The following is an 18588-nucleotide window of genomic DNA, read 5'->3' on the forward strand; positions in this document are numbered from 1 at the left end:
AGTATGGATAATGAACGTATGCTTAAGGCGATTCGGGAAATATTAGAACGCGGGAATACCGCAGAAGTCAAACAGAGAAAGGACGGAATAATCGTTCTTGAAGTAAACAGAAAAATTACATATCAGGACAATGGGTAAAAAGGTACCTATTAAGAGCTGAGAGGAGCTGTTAGCCTGCTGGATGCAGGTTGGCGGCTCTTTTTTTTATTAGATAGGAAAATGACAGAATGAGTAAGGCTGATGGAAGTATTATTATCAACACCAATATCGAGACAGATGGTGTGGAAGCTGGGGTAAACGAGCTTAAAACCTCAATGACAAGAAAAATCGGCGATGTACAGGATTCTATATCCAGGCTGGGAGGAGCTGCAAAGAAGGTAGGTTCTGCGATAGCGGCGGTATTTGCAGTAAAACAGATCGTGCAGTTTGGGAAAGAATGCCTGGAGCTTGGATCGGACTTGCAGGAGGTACAGAATGTTGTAGATGTAACATTTCCGGAAATGAGTGCACAGGTCGAGGAATTCGCCAGAAGCGCAGCAGATTCATTTGGTTTGTCTGAGACAATGGCAAAGCAATATGTTGGTACATTTGGAAGTATGGCAAAGTCATTCGGCTACTCAGAAAAGGCGGCCTATGATATGGCAACAGCCCTGACGGGACTGACTGGGGATGTGGCATCTTTTTATAATTTATCTCAGGAAGAGGCTTATACCAAATTAAAAAGCGTATTTACTGGGGAAACGGAAACCTTGAAGGAGCTGGGGGTTGTTATGACCCAGACAGCGCTGGATCAATATGCCCTTGCCAATGGGGTTGGAAAAACGACAAATGAAATGACGGAGCAGGAGAAAGTTGCATTAAGGCTGCAATTTGTACAGACACAGCTTTCGGCAGCAAACGGGGACTTCGTGAGAACATCGGATTCATGGGCGAATCAGGTAAGGGTTTTTCAGTTGAGATTACAATCTTTAAAAGCCACAATAGGGCAGGGTTTTATCAATCTGTTTACTCCGGTTATAAAGGCCGTAAATGTAGTTCTTGAACGGCTGTCGGCGGCAACAGCCGCATTTAAGAATTTTACAGAGACAGTAATGGGCGGTAAGTCTGCAAGCAGCGGAATGGCCCAAATGTCTGGTGAAATGGCGGAAGTACAGACCGGGTATGAGGGGGCTGCCGCTGGTGCAGAGGAATTTGCAGACGGAGTAGAGGACGCAGGCAAACAGGCAAAAAAATCATTGGCGCCATTCGACAATCTGATTCAGATTCAGCGCGATGCAAAGGAAAGTTCAGGAAATACGGAAAACAATGCAATAATGCCGCCGGCACTATCTACAGATGAAGAGCCGGAAGAATCCCCGTTTTTAAATAAGGTTGTGGAAACGCTGGATGCCATTAAACAGAGGTTAGTTGAAATAGGGGATATCTTTCACGCCGGATTCTGGCAGGGATTGGGAGACTGCACGCCTGTTCTGGATTCCATAAAGGGAAACATAGCAGGAATCGGACAGAGCTTAAAGGATATTTTTACAGATCAGGGAGTTATATCTGCATTTGATACGATGCTGAACACTATTTCATACAATTTGGGCAGAACCGCAGGAGCATTCTCCAGTATCGGGCTTACAATAGCGGACAATCTAACCGGGGGAATGGCTTTATATCTTGAAAGCGCCAAAGACAGGATCAAGGGATATCTGATCAGTATGTTTGATATTACAGCAGAAATCAGCACAATAGGGGCTGATTTTGCCGTAGCTGCAGCAGATATTTTTTCAGTGTTCAGAAGTGATACGGCAAAGCAGATTACTGCTGACATTATATCGATTTTTGCAGATGTATTTATGGGGATCACGGAATTATCTGCAAAGCTGTTCAGAGATGTGCTGGATACAATCCTCACCCCGTTTGTAGAGAACAAAGATAAGATAAAAGAAGCGCTGGCAAATACATTGGAGCCGATAAAAACGGTTCTTGATTCTGTTTCGAGTGGCATGACGGAAGCTTTTGAGAACTTAAATAAAATGTATGATGAGCATATTGCCCCGCTGTTTGAATCTATCAAAAATGGGCTGTCTGAAATTTTGGGGAATTTGCTGGATGGATATAATCAGTATATTGCCCCGACACTTCAAAAACTTGCGGATAAGTTTGCGGAGGTATACGAAGGAACAATACTGCCTCTTTTCAATAAGATTATTGGGCTGATAGGTAAGATTGCCGATTTGATTAAGGAAATATGGGATGGAAGCTTAAAGCCTCTGCTTAGTCAGATATCGTCTAATATACTGCCTGTGATTGCTCCGATTCTGGAAACAATAGGAACAGCGTTGCTTAATCTGATTGATACGGCAGCATCCGTTTTGGATGGGATAATAACGGCATTTTCCGGAATTATTGATTTTTTGACAGGTGTATTTTCCGGGGATTGGGAAAAGGCATGGGAAGGTATTAAGGAGATATTAGAAGGTGTCATTGATGCAATAATGAGCCTTGTGGAAGGATTGATAACATTTTTAGGGGATTTTATCAGCGATGGGCTGGAAGTTATTGGCGCAGTAATAGAAAGGACGTTAAACGTTCTTATAGGACGGATTGAATTTGCATGGGCGAAAACGGTCGATATTGTTAAGGGGCTATGGAATACTTTAAAGGGAGATGCGGAAACCATATTTGAAGGAATCGGACAGGCAATAGAAACAGTGTGGGATTCCGTGAAAAATAAGACAGCTGAAATATGGGATAGCATTGTGACAGTAATTAAGAATACCATAGAAAAGATCGTTTCTGGTGTGGAAAACATGGTGAATTCGGTTATATCCGGAATAAACAAAATTATAGAGGCGGTCAATAATGTAATGGATAAGGTGGGAATTTCAATTCCCGTTATTCCTGAGATGAATCTGCTGGGGAAATATGGCTACCCTGCATCCGCTTACGCATCCATCCCATACAAAATGCCTATGCTTGCCACCGGAACGGTAGTGCCTCCCAGAGCAGGCATGTTTGCAGCTATCCTCGGTGACAATAACCGCGAGACAGAAGTGGTTTCCCCGCTGTCCACCATGAAGCAGGCTCTCAAAGAAGCTTTGTCAGAAAGCAACATTTCGGGCGGAAATCAGGTTATAAAAGCTGATCTGGTGCTTGACAGTACAAAATTCGGGCAGTTAGTAGTTAAGTTCGGAAATAGCGAAAAGAACCGTGTAGGCGTTCGCATGGTAACAGAGGGAGTATAATCATATGAGAATCAGAAAAATGAAATTTTGTGATTACGGGATTGATGAAGAGGAAAAAAATGTGCTTATGGAGCTGGCAAAACGGGAAGAGAATGCAGTCTTTATAAGAAATGCTGTAATGGAAAGCAATCCGGGATTGTCAGAAATGCTGTTTATTTCATTGACAACAGGGATTGGGTATGATGCCATGGGACACAGCAGATATATTCCTATAAAAAGAGATGATTTTTACGCATATCGGCGCAGGGCACTGTATATTTTCAAACTATTACTGAAAGATCAGGGGAATAGAATGGGAACGAACTGCTTTGCTGCGATATCGCAATAGGGCAGAAAAATTGGTTTACCCTTGAATGGACCAGAAAGATGTGGTATAGTAAAGATGTAAAAAGGGAAAGCCAGAAGCACACGGCCTACCCGAATAGTTTAGCGACTATATAACATAAGCCGTCACTATTGGCAGTAGTGGCGGCTATTTTCTACCCTTAAAGATTGTGTAACACAGTTCTACAAGGGATACAATGAAGATACCTATCTGGATCAGATCCGAATATGTAACATACATTGGCAAGCCCTCCTTTCTTTCGTCTGGAGGGTTAGCCCCTCCGAAAAATGGGAGGGTAGGCCGCCTTTATGTGCTCTGACTTTCCTTGTGGACAGTATAGCACAAAGGCTGAGGCAATACAATAATTTATTATGTAAGGTCACAGAAGGGCAGGAAAGAGCCTTTCTGTGAGCCAGAGGACCATCACAAAAGTATGAGAACCTTCCTCTGATCAAACCAGAGGACACAGAGACAACTTCATAAAACTTCATTTTGCAAAAGAGCCAGGGAGGCTCATGCTTTCCCGGCCTTTATATTACTATCCGCTGTCTTTTGGCTGTCCGTGTGATATTTTGCCCTCTGCAATGGCCCTGAAACCCGTGCAGAATCAGGCTTTTCCGGCTCTTTTTTCGTGTGATATTTCGTGTGATACTTGCCCGGAAAACAGGGGTTTTTTATTACTTTCTGGCTTCCTGTCCTTACCCCCTCAAACCACGAAAAAACCGCCTAAACACTGGCTTTCCCAGCATTTACGCGGTTTTTAAAAAGTGGAGCTGAGGGGAATCGAACCCCTGTCCGAAAACCAATTCCCTGTTCTTCTACTATCATAGTCTCTTATTTAACATTCCCTCCGCCGCCCGGGAAAAGACACTCTGACGGTTTTAGTAGCTTCATAATACGCCCATATACTCAAAGCTTTGTATACGTCGTTTCCCACATAGTCGATGCCAGGGTCTTAAAGTGTGGGTGCCTTAAGTCTGACAGCTGCCATTAGGCAGCGTATGCTAATTCGTCGTTAGCGTTTATTTTTAATTTTGCCATTTAACCCATCGCATAGGGATAGCTTCACCAGCTGCATGATCCCCGTCGAAACCAGTACAACCCCTGAATATTCAGATTGGATTCTGGTGTGCCAACGAAGCAATTCGCTGTTTATTATCTTAGCAGGTCAAAACCGGACTGTCAAGGTCGTAAACGTAATTTAAGCGTAAATGCAGGTGCAGACACAAGGGGTGAAAAACATTAAGAAATTTGTAAATATAAATATTTTGCTTGTAATGGGGGAATATGGTACACTTATTTCAAGATACTGGCAGATTAAACCTGAATTATTCACGACTTTGCCACGAATGTGGCTGAAAGCCACATAGTTACTGTATTTTAACTGAATATTGCTTTTCACCTATCAAGTGAATGAAAAAAGAGCATCCATTTGTGGTAAAATTAAGGTGTCTAATCAAAATAAATACCAACAAAGGAGCCCTTTATGAGTATTGTAAACACCTTATCACTAGAAAGCAATAGACAAATTAAAATAAATTTTGATGGAGGAGATTTATCCTCCGATGCAGGATTGCTTCTCATCAAAGAATTCGTAAGAAAACTTGGTATTGATAATCTTTTAGGCAAAGTTTTCAAGACCAACGATTCTGCATTATTCAGATATCATACAGATCAGAAAAACCTGCTCCAGATGATATATATGATCATTGCAGGCTACTTTGAAGATGATACTTCCGATGAACTTACAAATGATCCTGTATTCAAGTCTGTACTTGAAAAAGACACCCTTGCATCACAGCCTACGGTATCAAGATTCTTTAACCGTATGGATGAAGATACCTTAAACCAGTTACTTATGATTGGCAGAATACTCCGAAAGAGAGTTTATCGTATTCAGATGCCACAGGCTGTTATTCTGGATCTGGATTCCACTCTTCTTGATGCATACGGCAAACAGGAAGGCAGAGCCTTTAACTTTCATTATCAAAGCAATGGATACCATCCACTTGTCTGTTATGATGGAATGACCGGAGATCTGGTAAAAATCCAGCTTCGTGATGGAACCGAGTATTCCTCTACCGGAGTGGTTGACTTCCTGCAGCCGATACTTGATGAATACCTGAATGATTATCCGGCGATCCGTATTCTGCTTCGTGGTGACAGCGGTTTCGCTACACCTGATCTTTATAAGCAGTGTGAGGAAAACGGCACAAGCTATGTGATCCGGCTGAAGGAGAATGGCATTCTCCGTAAAAAAGCATCCTATCTTGTGAATGAGCTTGATGAGATCACCAAAAATAATAAAGTCGATTATGCAGTAGCCTATGGCGAATTCATGTATAGAGCGAGTTCATGGCCTTATGGAAGGCGTGTGGTATGCAAGGTTGAAAAGCCGGAAAACCAAATGGTTTACATGTACACATTTGTTGTCACAAACATGGATTCCTCACCAGAGTATCTCATCAAATTTTACTGCAAGCGAGGGCTGATGGAAAACTTCATTAAAGAAAGCAAATCCGGTTTTGATTTTGCGTCCGTAAGCAGTCATACCAGAATGGTAAATGCCAATAGACTGCAGGTACATGCTCTTGCGTATAACATATTTAATTGGTTTAGAAGATTGGTGCTATCAGCAAATATGAGAAAGCAACGCATTGATACCGTCCGTTTAAAATTGCTGAAGATTGCTGCAAAAGTAGTTCATTCAGCAGGATATATCACATTCAAACTGTGCAGCAGTTGCCCCTATAAGAATGAATTCTATGAGACACTTTCAAATATCGGCAAGCTGAATGTACAGCTGGAATAGCAACTATTAACGAACATTGACAGCTTAACAACTGCTCTGAACTCTGCCACAGGGATTTTATACCCTTTTGACGGGTTAATTGAGTGATGTTATGGCTGCATGGATCAATTTTCAGATTCATGGTACTGTTATCAATTCAGATACTGTTCCGTGAATAATTCAGGTTAAATGTTAAAAATGCACAAAAATTACATCGTGCGATGGCGAAGGGGGGAAGAAGATGCTGCGGGCGTCCGGAATCTGTAAATCATATGGAAAACGCAGGATTATTGAGCAGGCAGAGTTTTTTGCCGGAAGGGGAAGCTGCGTAGGGGTCGTGGGAGCAAATGGCTGCGGAAAAACGACCCTTTTATCTATTCTGGCCGGAACCAGGAAAGCCGATAGGGGAAGTGTAAAGATTGACGGGGAAGAGGCTCTTGGCCATCCATCGGTATTTGCCCGGAATGTGGCGTATGTTCCGCAGGAAAATCCTCTTATGGAAGAGCTTACGGTAAGAGATAATCTCCTCCTGTGGCACAGGGGAAATAAAAAGCAGATGAATGAGGATCTTAAAACGGGTTCCGCGGCTCTTTTGGGAATCCCTGCTATGCTGGGGATGAGAGCGGGCAAGCTGTCCGGAGGAATGAAAAAACGCCTCAGTATTGCCTGTGCTCTGTCGGGAAATGCGCCTGTCCTTATTATGGATGAGCCTGGAGCAGCGTTGGATCTGGAGTGTAAGGAGTCCATCCGGCAATATTTGAAAGGTTATGTAAATGAAGGTAAAACGGTGATCCTTACTTCCCATGAAATGGAAGAGCTATCGCTTTGTGACCGTCTGTATGTAATGAAGGACAGATGTCTGAAAGAGATTGAAGCAGGATTAAGCTCCAGGGAACTGATCCACTATTTTTAATGGCAGCAAACAGATAAAAGGATTGGCGAAGAACAAAAAGGCGCACGTTGGCGTGTGCTGTTAATAATGGAGGAAACGTGTATGGAAATGACAAAAAAGATGAAAATGGCAGCAGTAGGAGCGGCAGCAGTGGCAGTGGTTGGCGGAGGGGTATTTGCTTATACCCGGCTGGCCGGCGGCGATCCAAAGGAAACGGTGATCCAGGCCTTTGAAAATGTTTATACAGAGGGACAGACCGACCCTATGGAGGAACTGTTTGGCCTGTCGGAGTTTGCGAAGGCAGGGGTTTCTGCCAGCCAGAATTCGGGGCTGATGTTAAAGCTGGACAGCTGCTCTGAGCCTGCGGTAAATACCTATGCAGGGAGCGGACTGCGGATCGATGCGAAAAACGATGTGGAAAACAATAAAGTCAGTGCCAATATGGGAATCATTTACAATGGAATGGATCTGGTAAATCTGGATCTTTATTATGGGGATGATACAGTTATGGCTGCTGTGCCGGAACTGAGTCCAAAAGTTTTTACTCTGGATTTTGGAGAAGGACTGGAAGAACGGCTGAAAAATTCTCCTATGCTCGGATCGGCTCTTGAGCAGAGTGGAGTAGATGCGTCGGTGATGGCAGAGTATATGGAGCTGTTGGCAGAGCAGGCCAGACAGACGCAGGAGGGGCAGGCGGCTTCCTTTGATCTGAAGGCTCTTATGAAACGCTACCGGGAAGGCTGCAAGGCGGAAGATGACTTTAAGGCAGCACTCACTGTGGAAAAGGGAGAGAAGGCTTCTTTTACCATAGACGGAAAGGAGCAGGCCTGCAGGGGATATGAGGTTACAGTCAGCAAGGAAGCGATGATCAACTTTCTGAGAACCTCCTCTGATTTCTTTCTTCAAGATGAGGTTTTAAAGAAGGATTTCTTAAAGCGTCTGGAACTGAGCGTGAAATTAAGCCAGCTGGCAGGTGCGCAGATGGAAGGACAGGATTTCCCTACCGCTCAGGAGATGCAGGAGCAGACCTATGAGGAGGCCAGAACGGAAATTGACGGGATGATCGCATTTTTAGACAGCTCGTTAAATGATGTGAGCATGACGGTTTACGTGGATAAAGAAGGATGTCTGGCATCTGTAAAGGGAACGACTTCCTTTAACAGTACTGGGTCGGAAGCTGAACCGGTTCAGCTGCAGTTTGGCTGTGAATTAAAGGGAGGCGCTTATCCGACTCAGAATATGAGCGCTCAGGCAGTGCTGGAAAATGGGGCTGCATCTGTACAGATTGAGGCAGTGAAAGAGGGCGCCTATGATGGGAAAGAACTCACATCCGGTTTCGAGCTTTCCATAGAAAATCAGGGAGAGATAGCTGAAAAATGGGATATCACCCTTGACAGCTCCTATAACAGCGAGGGAGGCGGTTTTGATGTCCAGGCAGCAGCGGCCCAGGATGGAATGGAACTTTTAGGTTTTTCAGCTCAGGGTGTTGTGGATGAACTGGAAAAGGGAAAGAATATTCATTTGACTCTTGATTCTTTGGATGTTTCTGCAATGGGAGACACGGGAAATGCTGTTTTAAGCGGCGAATATTATATAAGACCGCTGACGGAGGAGGTTGTTCCTTTAGAGGGTGACACCATGGATGTATTGGCAGCAGGAGAGGAAGAGTGGAACAGCGTGCTTATGGAGGTGCTGTTCAGCTTTATAAGTCTCAGCGGCCAGATGGATACAGGAAATTAAAGGACAGGATAATATGCATGGATATCTGTGCTATGCAGGAATGGAATTAAAGCGGGCATTAAAACGGCTTCCTCATATTCTGGCAGGAGCGGCGGTGCTTGTGGTACTCATGGGTGCAGCCGCCCTTTTGGCAGGCAAACTGCTCTACGGCGGACAGGCTGTGGAACGGATTCCGGTGGGAGTTGTTCTGCCTGAGGAAGATGCGCTGGCAGGGCAGGCCATGCGGATGGTCAGCTCTCTGGAAAGTGTAAAAAGCCTCTGCGATTTTACCTATATTGAGGAAGAAGCGACCGGTGAAAAGCTGAAAAAGGGCGAGCTGTTTGCAGTTCTTAAAATGCCGGATGGGTTTATACAGGATATTATGAGTGGTGTAAACACCCCGGTAATCGTCATCCTGCCGGAAAATGCAGGAGCAGAAAGCCGCATTTTTAAGGAGCTGACGGATGCGGGAGCAGAAATACTGGGTTCTGCGCAGGCCGGAATCTACAGTGGTGATGAACTTTTATCCGAGTACGGTTTTACAGATAAAATGGCGGTATTTGAGCGGGATATGAATCAGATTTATTTAACTTATAGTCTTCCAAGAATGGATTATTTCAGAAAAGTAATGGTAAATGCGGCAAAGGATGTATCTGTTCCAGTATTTTATGGAATAAGTGCGTTTGTTCTGGTGCTGCTTTTGTCCGTGATTTCGGTATCTGACCTTTTAAAGAGAGAGCCTGCTGTTATGAGGCAGAAGCTGTCTCTGATGGGGATCGGACCTTTTACGACGGCGGGAAGCCGTATTTTGGGAGTATCGGTGCTTTTGAGCGTGATTTCCGTTCTGGCTGCTGCGGCAGCTGCTTGGACAGGAATGATTTCCATTGGATTAAATACGATTCTTACAGGATTTCTTGTTTGTCTGGGGGCGGCATCCTTTAGTGTGTGTCTTTTTCAGATCGCAGGAAGTAGGATCGGCGGCATTTTTCTGCAGTTTTTTCTGGTGACGGCATTTCATTTTCTTTCGGGAGGCTTTCTGCCGGAAGTGTTTTTGCCGGAAAGCATACAAAGAGCTGCTCCATTTCTTCCTACCCATATCCTGATGGAAGGTGTGAAGATGGCAGTGACAGGAAATGAGAGCCTGGTTACAGCAGTGGAACTTGCAGCTCTTGGGGTGGGCGGCTGGCTGATTGCAGCTGCAGCGGAGGTGAAAGAAGCATGAAAAGAGCAGTTATCTGGTTTCTTCTTTCCTGCAAACGCTGCCTGAGAAAGGGGATTTTTTCTCTTCTTTTGCTTCTTATGCCGTTGGCGGCCTTTGTGGCCGGAAGGCTTTCAGATAAAGAAGAGGGGGAGATTCCAGTTGCTGTCAGCGTTTCAGGAGAGGAGGATGTATCTGAACGATCGCTGGCCTGGAGACTTGCAGAACGCCTGGCAGACAGGAAGGATGGGATGTTTGATTTTTATATCTGTTCGGATGAAGCCCAGGTACGGGATGAGGTGGCGTCCAGAAGAGCTGAGTGCGGATATGTGATTGATTCAGGGCTGGAAGAGAAGCTGGATCAAAAGCAGTGGAGACGGGTAATTCGTTTGTATATGGCTCCTTCTACGGTAGCCGGCTCTATTTCTACAGAAACGGTATTTTCAGAGCTGGCAGCTCTTTATAACAGAAATCTGCTTATGGATTATGTGGAAGAAGGGGAGGCTTTTGCAGGGATGGGGCCTGTTAACAGCAGCTCCAGAGCGAAAGCAGCAGAAGAAGCGGGAGAAAGGTATGACCGTTGGAATCAGGAAGAGGGCCTGTTTCATTTCCAATATATATATGAAACGAACGGAGGGGGAGGATCAGAGGACGGGGTGGAGACACAGAGTCCCAAATCTGATGCAGCAGGCAGTATTTTTCCGGTTCGCGGTCTGGGGGCCGTCATGGTTTTTATTCTGTCTCTTTACGGCGGCGTGATGGCAGGAGAAGACGAGAGAAGGGGATTGTTTATGCCTTTGGGGATCGGACTGCGTCTGCCCTGTCGTCTGGCAGCTGCAGCAGCGCCCGGAGCCTTGGCCTGTTTATCTGTTTTTTGTGCGCTTTTTCTGGGCGGCATGGCAGAGGGAGGAAGCTTTGGGGCTGTGGGAAGAGAGCTGGGGCTTTTGCTTTTATATGGATGTGGCTGTACGGTATTTGCCTTTGGGCTAAAGCTGATTGTGCGTTCACCGGAGCTTCTCTGCTGTATGATTCCGTTTTTTATCATAGGAAGTCTTTTATTTTGTCCGGTGTTTGTAGATCCAGGGAGATGGATTCCGGGGATGGAGCAGCTTGGAAGACTCTTTTTGCCGTACTATTATCTCAGGTGTTTTTAGGGAGAAAATACCCTTTGAAATTATTTTTGAAAAAAATTGAAAAAATTGAAAAAAAGGTATTGCCAAATCGAAAAGTCTGTGCTATATTATAACACGTGCTGCGGGAGTGCTGGAATTGGCAGACAGGCAAGACTAAGGATCTTGTGGGTGTATGCTCGTGTGGGTTCAAGTCCCATCTCCCGCATATGCAGAAGTGGCGGAATTGGCAGACGCGCACGGTTCAGGTCCGTGTGGTAGTAATACCTTGAGGGTTCGACTCCCTTCTTCTGCACTGGATGATGATCCGAAACTTAAGGAAACTTGAGTTTCGGATTTTTTTGTTGGAAAAATCTTGACATTATACCAGGTATAAGCCTTATGCTTACTGTGTAAATAAAGAATATTTCCCTAAGCCATAGGGGTAAGGAGGAGTGTATATGTCACGAACCATCAAAGAAGCAGAGGAACTGACAAAGGTGACCAGTCAGAATATCCGGTATTATGAAAAGCAGGGGCTGCTGGCTCCCAAAAGAGATAAAGAAAATTCATATCGTTTGTATTCAGAGGAGGAGATCAGCCGCTTAAAGCTTATACGTTTGTTTCGCAAGCTGGGGATGCCCATAGGAGAAATCCGCCGGATGTTTGAAGGGGACATTTCTCTGGAAGAAGCCATTGGGGATCAGATCAGCCGCCTGCAGTCCCAGAAGGAGGAATTGACGGCAGCCCTGGAATTTTGCGGAAGGATAAAGGAAAATCAGCTTGCAGATGTAGACCCCGATCTTTATCTGGAAGAAATGGAACAGGAGGAAAAGCGGGGATCAGTATTTATGGATTTCGTCAATGATTATGCTAGAGTTGTAAGATCAGAAGCAATCCGGGAGTTTTCCTTTATGCCTGATGACCGGTGTGATGAGCCAGATACCTTTGAGAGAGAGCTGTTAAAGTACGGAAAAGAGAATGGAAAAACGATCATTATAACAAAGAAAAGCAGGTCGCCGCATTTTATGATGGATGGAAAGGAGTACAGAGCGTACAGAACTTCTTCAAGATTTGGGATCGTGGTGCACTGTGAATTGGTTCATCCGGAGGACTATGTGCCCGAAGGAATGAGTAGAAGGAAATACCGCCTGCTTCGCGTGATTTCTATTGCAGCCCTTCCGCTCATTCTGTTTGCTGCTTCTAATCTGTGGATTTTCAAACAGATGGATTTTGGCTCTCCGCTCACCTGGATGGCACTGTTTGTTCTGGCAGTGGTGTTATTGGCAGATCTGTGCTTTTTGTACTACAGCTGCGGAAAAAATTTCAGAGGATAATTTAATACAATTTTAGTACGAATGCCTCACACCTGAGTGCTATCTTAATTCCTTTGGTGCTATGATACGGACAATGTTAAAACATGAGGAGGAATTGACAATGAAAAAGATAGTAAAAAAGTGTGAGGCATTTTTGTGTATGGCAGCAGTGATAATTGGAGTAACAGCGCTTCGGTTTCAGCTTTTCGCACCGGAGGTATTGGAACAGCTCACAATGTAGCTTTGAGTGTGAATGATGATGCTGAGGACGCTGCTAAAGGGATACCGGCCGGGCAGGAATGCGTACAGTAACCTCAGTACCCTGACCGGGAGTACTGGTAAAGGAAAGACCGTAGGCATCTCCGTAAAGGCTTTTTAAACGCAGATTGGTGTTGGACACGCCGATGTGCCTGAGAGAAGTTAAGCCATTATCTGCTGAGAGGCTGTCTAAAAGCGTATCCAGCTTTTCTGGCGCAATCCCGGCCCCGTCATCGCTGATCACAAGGACTGCATCTTCTCCCTCGCGCCAGCCGGTAAGAAGAATACAGCCCTTTTTTTCTTCCTTCATTAAGATGCCGTGCAGAAGGGCGTTTTCCACAATTGGCTGGAAGGTCAGTTTGGGGATCGTCAGGCTGCCAAGCTCTGGAGGAACATCTGCTATAAAATCGGCACAATGATTGTAACGCATATTTTGAAGCTGCATATAAAGCGTTACATGGGTAATTTCATCATCAATAGTACCGAAAAGCTCTTTTTGTCCAAGCGTCAGACGGTAAAAGCGGGTGAGAGCCTGAACTGCCTGGCTTACCTGGCTGATCTGGCCAGATTTTGCCAGCCAGTTGATCATATCCAGAGTATTATAGAGAAAATGAGGATTGATCTGGGCCTGCAAGGCGCGAAATTCAGCCTTTTGCAGTTCTTTGGCAGCAAGCTCCTTCTGGTTTAGCAGTTCATTGATCTCTGCAGTCATAAAATTGTAGGCACCGGAAAGAATGCCGATTTCGTCATTCCCGGCATTTTTCAGAAGAAGAGGTCTGGGACGTCCAGAGCGGATGGTTTCCATCTGCAGGGCAACATGAATAATGCGGTCTGCAAAGGACTTTGAAAGGCGGTAAGCCAGAAACAGGGCCAACAGGGAGATAACGCCATAGAATGCAATAAATTGGAGGATCATAGAGACGCCTGCTGCCTTTAGGCTTTGCCTGGGGATGACAGACATAAGATACCAGTCGGATCCATTGATGGAAAATGATGCCGCATATACAGGAGAACCGTCCAGATCAGCCGGAATGAATTGTTCTTTTTGTTTTAACTGTTCAAATAATGAGTGGGGGATTTTTGAAATGGAACTGGAGAGCCGCTCGTCTTTCATATCAATCGGTTCACCGGAGGCGTTCATAAAAAAATTGATTTCTCCCTGGATCAAATGCGTGTGTGTGATCAGCTGCTGCATGGAACTGCGGGAAAAATAAACAGCCACATAGGCAGCCGCTTCTTTTTCTGCCCTTTCATCTTCGGAAAGATAATTAAGCCGAACCAGATAGGCCAGATTCCCGCAGTATTTTTTTTCATTTTCCGACAGATCCGGAGCTGCACACAACAGTCTGTCCTCCGGAGAGGACTCAAAACGGTCGAGCCATCCGCTGTCTATTGCAGAGAGAGGGATAAAAAGGCGCTGGCGGCCGTTATTTAAAATGTCAAGCTGCGGATAGGAGCTGTCATCGTAATAAATCCGTATGGTGCGGATTAAAGAGGGTTCCGCAGCCATATCTGCCAGCTGATACAGATTGTTCAGATGCGTGCGTGACAGGGCGGCTCCGGGCGCCTGTTTTTTTGTGATGGAAAAGAGCCGCTGGATCGGAAGGGAATAGGTGAGTGTATCAGAGGCATGAGCTACATGGATCATAAGATTTTCTGCCGCAAGAGCGGACTGGGAATGAAAGACCTCTTCGGAGCGCAGCGTGTCATTTAACACAATGCGGAAAATCCGGGTAAATAAAAAGAAGGTCACAGTCAGCGTGGGAAGCATAAAGAGGATGGCGAAGGACAATGCCAGTTTCTTTTTCAGCTTCATATCATAAATGTAATAATGAAAAAACTGTTTTATGGGACGTTTCATCAGAGTATTTTCTCCCTGTATTCCGATGGTGAAAGGCCTACGATCTTGCGGAAGGCCTTGCTGTAGTAATTGCCGTCGCTGTAGCCGACTTTTGCGGAGATGTCCGTGATCCGGTATCTGGGATCGCTCAAAAACTGCTTGGACATTTTAATCCGGTAATCGGTCAGATACTGGTTGATCGTCTGGCCGGTTTCATTTTTAAAAAGAGTGCAGATATAGCTGGAGGAGCGGTTTGCATACTGGCTGATATCCAGCACAGACAGGGTAGGAACCGCAAAATTCTGGCGTATATATTCCTTGATCTGAAAGACGACCGGATGCTCGGACTGATTAAAGATCAGGGATTGAAAATAGTGCCTGATCCTGTGGCAGAGAAAATTATGGAGCTCTCCTAAGGTGGCGCAGCTTATTACATCCTCCCAGATGGATTCTGATTCGATACCTTCTCTTTTCCACAGAGAAATGTGATTAGCCAGACTGATCTCATCCAGCTTGTTCAGATATCTGAAATATCGGTCTCTTACCTGAGCTTCCGGAAGAGGAGGGCTGTTTTTTAGAGCATTATAAAAGTTTCCGGCGGCTTTTAGTGCTTCCAGCTCTCTTTGGGCTGCAAGGGCTGCTGTAAAGTCTGCAAAGGGATCTTTGGCAGGCTGCAGAGAGCCGGCAGGAGGTGTTTGTGTTAAGATGGAATTGTAATCATGATAAAAGCTTTCGCTTAATAGGCTCATGGCGCTTTTATACGAAAATGCAGCCTGATCCATGCCCTGTACAGAGGGGCCTGATGCAATAAAAAAACGGCAGTAGGGTGTGATCCGCTCTTTGAGAAAGCTGGTAAAAGCGCGGACTGTTTCTGGTTCCTGGCGGTTGGAACTGCACAGAAAGCTTACGATATAGCGGTCTGCCTTGGGCATCAGAATCCGCACGATCCCCAGTTTTTTCAAATAGGAAGAAAAAAGCTGATTTTCCTGGATCAGATCTTCTGAGGGAAGCTCGGAAAGGGGGGTGAGACAGCTTGTGATCACACAGGTAAACCAGAAATCCGTCTCGACTTTCGGAGAAACGCGGGCTGCCAGTTCCAGGGCATCCTCTAGTTTGTCAGAATCGGTCAGGGCTAAGGCAAGGTGACCGCGCAGATCCTTTTCTTCCAGCATAGCGCCGGCTTTTGCGGCTCTCAGGGTACGGAAACGGTCGGCTGCTTCCTTTATAGCATCTTCAAGTTCTTTTTTTTCTGCCGGTTTGTCAATGTAGTTTACAGCTTTCAGTTTAATTGCCGCTTTCAGATATTCGCGGTCTGAGTAGGCACTCATGAAGATGACGGCTGTATCCGGAGCCTCTTCCAGGTACAGAGAAGCCATCTCAACCCCAGTCATGCGGGGCATCCGCACATCGGTAAGCAGGATATCCGGGCGGTGCTTTCTAGCCTCTGTAAGGGCGTTGACCCCGTCGTCTGCCAGGATTACCTCTGTAATGCCGTATTGTTTCAGATCCAGCAGGCTGCATATACCTTCACGGGTAAGTTTTTCATCATCAGCAATCAGTAATTTCATAGGATATAGGTTCTCCATTTTTTGATTCAACAATCGCTCTGCCTTTATTTTATTTGAAAGCCTTCACTTATGCAATGGAAATCAAAAAAAATTACAGCGAATGAAAGGATTTTACCATGGTTTTTTTCAACTTCAGCTGTTATCATATGAAACATAAGATGTTATCATGCATTGCCGGATATTGCTTACCGTAAGCGTCATCCCCGTGTATCCGGCAATGAATTTTATAAATGTCTGCTCTTTGTGATGAGAGTATTGCGCAGATGATGGAGGTAATGAATATGAAGCGCGTTGCAGTTAAATTCAATCAGCCGGATCAGATCATTGATTTTGTGCGAATTATGAATCGGTATGAATATGATGCAGATGTAAAATGTGGAAGCAGGATCGTAGATGCAAAGTCAATCGTAGGTGTGCTGGCTCTGGCCAAATCCAGGACAGTGGAGGTGATTGTTCACACAGATGAATCCTGTGAAGATTTGATGGAAGAAATTTCCAGATATGCGGCATAATAGGAGGCTTGCGCCCGTTCTGTTTAAATATAAGCAGAATGGGCGTATTTTGTTTGAGTGCGTGTTATGCTTCTTAAAAAAAACTTGCATATCTTTCAAAAACGTGTATAGTTATGTATGAAAAAATAAATAAGCAGAGTAGGCTTATGCGCGTTAAGTGCCGGCTGGACAGGGAGTTGCCAGCCAGACGAAAGTAAGGAGCGGCTTTGTGCCGATCCTTCTGCGGTGCATGGGCCGCATCCCGCTGCATCAGAGAAGATCATAAGGGTTTGATTATCTCCGATTGTAGTTTGAGAGGTCTGCAAAGGAGGTAATTTTTTTATGACAAGATTAGCAACTTTGTTTACCTGTTCCTTCCGCCGGTTAAAAGAGGTAAGGACCGTTACCGTTTGTGCCATGCTCGGGGCTATCGCTATCGTGCTGGGGTCATTAAGCATTGATCTGGGACCGTCTGTCCGTATTGGCTTTTCAGGTATTCCAAATGAACTGGTCCACTATCTGTTTGGTCCTGCGGCAGGAAGCCTATTTGCGGGGGCGCTTGATATTTTAAAATATATGATCAAGCCTGTGGGCGGATTTTTTCCCGGTTTTACCCTTGTGGCGATGCTGGCAGGTGTGATCTACGGTTCTTTCTATTACAGAAAGCCCTTAAGTCTGGGGCGAGTATTTGCCGCTCACCTTGTTGTGAGCCTGGTTTGTAATGTACTGCTTAATACGCTGTGCCTGTCTCTGCTTTACGGAAAGGCATTTATGGTGCTTTTGCCGCCAAGAGTGATTAAAAATCTTATCATGTGGCCCATTGATTCCCTGATCTTCTTTCATATTGCAAAGCTCCTGGAAGCAGCAGGAATATTCAGGTTCCTGGGCGGAAGGGATCAGAACCGTTTATAAAAGGAGGAGTTGCCATGAAATTAAATACCGGTATGCGCTGCCATGACCTGTGTGAAAAAATGGAGATGGAAAAGGTGTTCCAGCTGGCAAAGGAAAATGGAGTGCACCAGATCCAGCTTGCTTTTGCTAAATCCATCAGCAATTATGACTTTACCACCGGTCATTACAACCCTGGATTTGCCCGCTACATTAAAGAACAGCTGGATAAAAACGAGATCCATGTGGCTGTTCTCGGCTGCTATATTAACCCTACTAACCCTGTAGAAGAGCTGCGCAAAAAAGAGGTAGCCCGGTTTATTGAACATTTAAAATATGCCCGCATCATCGGAGCAGATATGGTAGGAACAGAAACCGGCCGTCTGTCCTCGGATTTTCGTGTGACTCCTGAAACGTATTCAGAGGACGGTTATCAGCTTCTGTTAAAGAGCATGAGAGAGATTGTCTCTGCTGCTGAGAAGTTGGGAGTGATCGTAGGAGTAGAGGGCGTGTTCGACCATACCCTTTACAGTCCGGCGCGGATGAAGCGATTTTTGGATGACATTGATTCCCCGAACGTAGAGGTAATTTTAGACAGTGTGAACCTGATCCATCCGGATGAGGTGGCACCTGAGGCTCAGGAAAGAGTCGTTCGCCAGGCTTTTGAGTATTACGGCGACCGGATCAGCGCCCTTCATGTGAAGGACTTTGTGTTTGATGGCCAGAATCAGCTGTTTAGGCACGTTGGCGAGGGCCTGTTCTGCTATGAGCCTCTGATGAAGCTCATTAAGGAGAAAAAAACTCATATCCCGGTGCTGCTTGAAAACTCCAGCAGAGAACGTTTCCACAGCGATGTGGCCTTCCTGCAGGAGATTTATGACCGGGCATAATAAAAAGAATAGAAACAGACGGATGATCCCGGACAATTCTGCGCGCTGGAAAGGGCAGAGTTGGCCGGGA

General features: G+C 45.3%; 14 protein-coding genes, 2 tRNA genes, 1 other RNA gene and 1 riboswitch. Of the genes, 14 read left to right on the forward strand and 3 right to left on the reverse strand.

Annotated elements, in window-relative coordinates:
- Window positions 1-3: 3 nt before the first annotated feature.
- From BN3656_RS16985 to BN3656_RS08885, 3 genes are all read left to right on the forward strand, one after another.
- Window positions 4-138 carry a hypothetical protein gene (locus tag BN3656_RS16985; RefSeq protein WP_278283957.1) on the forward strand — a complete coding sequence of 45 codons (135 nt, stop codon included), beginning with the start codon at window positions 4-6 and terminating at the stop codon, window positions 136-138.
- Window positions 139-227: 89 nt separating this feature from the next.
- A complete protein-coding gene (locus BN3656_RS08880; RefSeq protein ID WP_066546853.1) occupies window positions 228-3233 on the forward strand; it encodes a hypothetical protein in 3006 nt (1001 codons plus the stop codon).
- 4 nt (window positions 3234-3237) lie between these two features.
- A complete protein-coding gene (locus BN3656_RS08885; protein WP_066546860.1) occupies window positions 3238-3561 on the forward strand; it encodes a hypothetical protein in 324 nt (107 codons plus the stop codon).
- Between the two features lie 762 nt (window positions 3562-4323).
- On the opposite strand, the gene ssrA is transcribed toward BN3656_RS08885, so the two are convergent.
- Window positions 4324-4663: a transfer-messenger RNA gene (ssrA, locus tag BN3656_RS08895) on the reverse strand.
- Window positions 4664-5044: 381 nt separating this feature from the next.
- Between ssrA and BN3656_RS08900 the strand changes: the two genes are divergently transcribed.
- The 8 genes from BN3656_RS08900 (at window position 5045) to BN3656_RS08935 (ending at window position 12604) form a co-directional block, all read left to right on the forward strand.
- Window positions 5045-6370: an IS1380 family transposase gene (locus BN3656_RS08900; RefSeq protein ID WP_066546866.1), complete on the forward strand. Its 1326-nt coding sequence runs from the start codon at window positions 5045-5047 to the stop codon at window positions 6368-6370.
- 220 nt (window positions 6371-6590) lie between these two features.
- A complete protein-coding gene (locus tag BN3656_RS08905) occupies window positions 6591-7262 on the forward strand; it encodes an ATP-binding cassette domain-containing protein (RefSeq protein ID WP_066546869.1) in 672 nt (223 codons plus the stop codon).
- 81 nt (window positions 7263-7343) lie between these two features.
- Entirely contained in the window at window positions 7344-8981 is a 1638-nt protein-coding gene (locus BN3656_RS08910) for a hypothetical protein (RefSeq protein WP_066546871.1), read from the forward strand.
- 13 nt (window positions 8982-8994) lie between these two features.
- A complete protein-coding gene (locus tag BN3656_RS08915) occupies window positions 8995-10182 on the forward strand; it encodes an ABC transporter permease (RefSeq protein WP_066546873.1) in 1188 nt (395 codons plus the stop codon).
- Window positions 10179-11312 (forward strand): hypothetical protein, encoded by a 1134-nt coding sequence (locus BN3656_RS08920; protein WP_066546876.1) that lies wholly within the window; start codon window positions 10179-10181, stop codon window positions 11310-11312. Before BN3656_RS08915 ends, BN3656_RS08920 begins: the two co-directional genes overlap by 4 nt.
- A 100-nt stretch (window positions 11313-11412) precedes the next feature.
- Window positions 11413-11496, forward strand: a tRNA-Leu gene (locus BN3656_RS08925).
- A gap of 3 nt (window positions 11497-11499) precedes the next feature.
- Window positions 11500-11583: transfer RNA gene (locus BN3656_RS08930), tRNA-Leu, on the forward strand.
- Window positions 11584-11728: 145 nt separating this feature from the next.
- On the forward strand, window positions 11729-12604 hold the full coding sequence (locus tag BN3656_RS08935) for a MerR family transcriptional regulator (protein WP_066546878.1): 876 nt from the start codon (window positions 11729-11731) through the stop codon (window positions 12602-12604).
- Window positions 12605-12857: 253 nt separating this feature from the next.
- Here BN3656_RS08935 and BN3656_RS08940 read toward each other — a convergent pair whose 3' ends face one another.
- The gene (locus BN3656_RS08940) at window positions 12858-14702 is read right to left on the reverse strand and encodes a histidine kinase (RefSeq protein WP_066546881.1); all 1845 of its coding nucleotides are present in this window, start codon (window positions 14700-14702) and stop codon (window positions 12858-12860) included.
- Window positions 14702-16249 (reverse strand): response regulator, encoded by a 1548-nt coding sequence (locus tag BN3656_RS08945; RefSeq protein WP_066546883.1) that lies wholly within the window; start codon window positions 16247-16249, stop codon window positions 14702-14704. The genes BN3656_RS08940 and BN3656_RS08945 overlap by 1 nt, the downstream gene beginning before the upstream one ends.
- A 281-nt stretch (window positions 16250-16530) precedes the next feature.
- Between BN3656_RS08945 and BN3656_RS08950 the strand changes: the two genes are divergently transcribed.
- From BN3656_RS08950 to BN3656_RS08960, 3 genes are all read left to right on the forward strand, one after another.
- Window positions 16531-16761 (forward strand): HPr family phosphocarrier protein, encoded by a 231-nt coding sequence (locus BN3656_RS08950; RefSeq protein WP_066546886.1) that lies wholly within the window; start codon window positions 16531-16533, stop codon window positions 16759-16761.
- Between the two features lie 132 nt (window positions 16762-16893).
- Window positions 16894-17010: riboswitch (THF riboswitch) on the forward strand.
- A gap of 72 nt (window positions 17011-17082) precedes the next feature.
- On the forward strand, window positions 17083-17652 hold the full coding sequence (locus BN3656_RS08955) for a folate family ECF transporter S component (protein WP_066546889.1): 570 nt from the start codon (window positions 17083-17085) through the stop codon (window positions 17650-17652).
- Between the two features lie 14 nt (window positions 17653-17666).
- Complete coding sequence (locus BN3656_RS08960; protein ID WP_066546891.1) at window positions 17667-18518, forward strand: sugar phosphate isomerase/epimerase family protein; 852 nt, start codon at window positions 17667-17669, stop codon at window positions 18516-18518.
- Window positions 18519-18588 lie beyond the last annotated feature (70 nt).

It is taken from the genome of Clostridium sp. AT4 (genome assembly GCF_001517625.2).
Classification (GTDB): domain Bacteria; phylum Bacillota; class Clostridia; order Lachnospirales; family Lachnospiraceae; genus Enterocloster.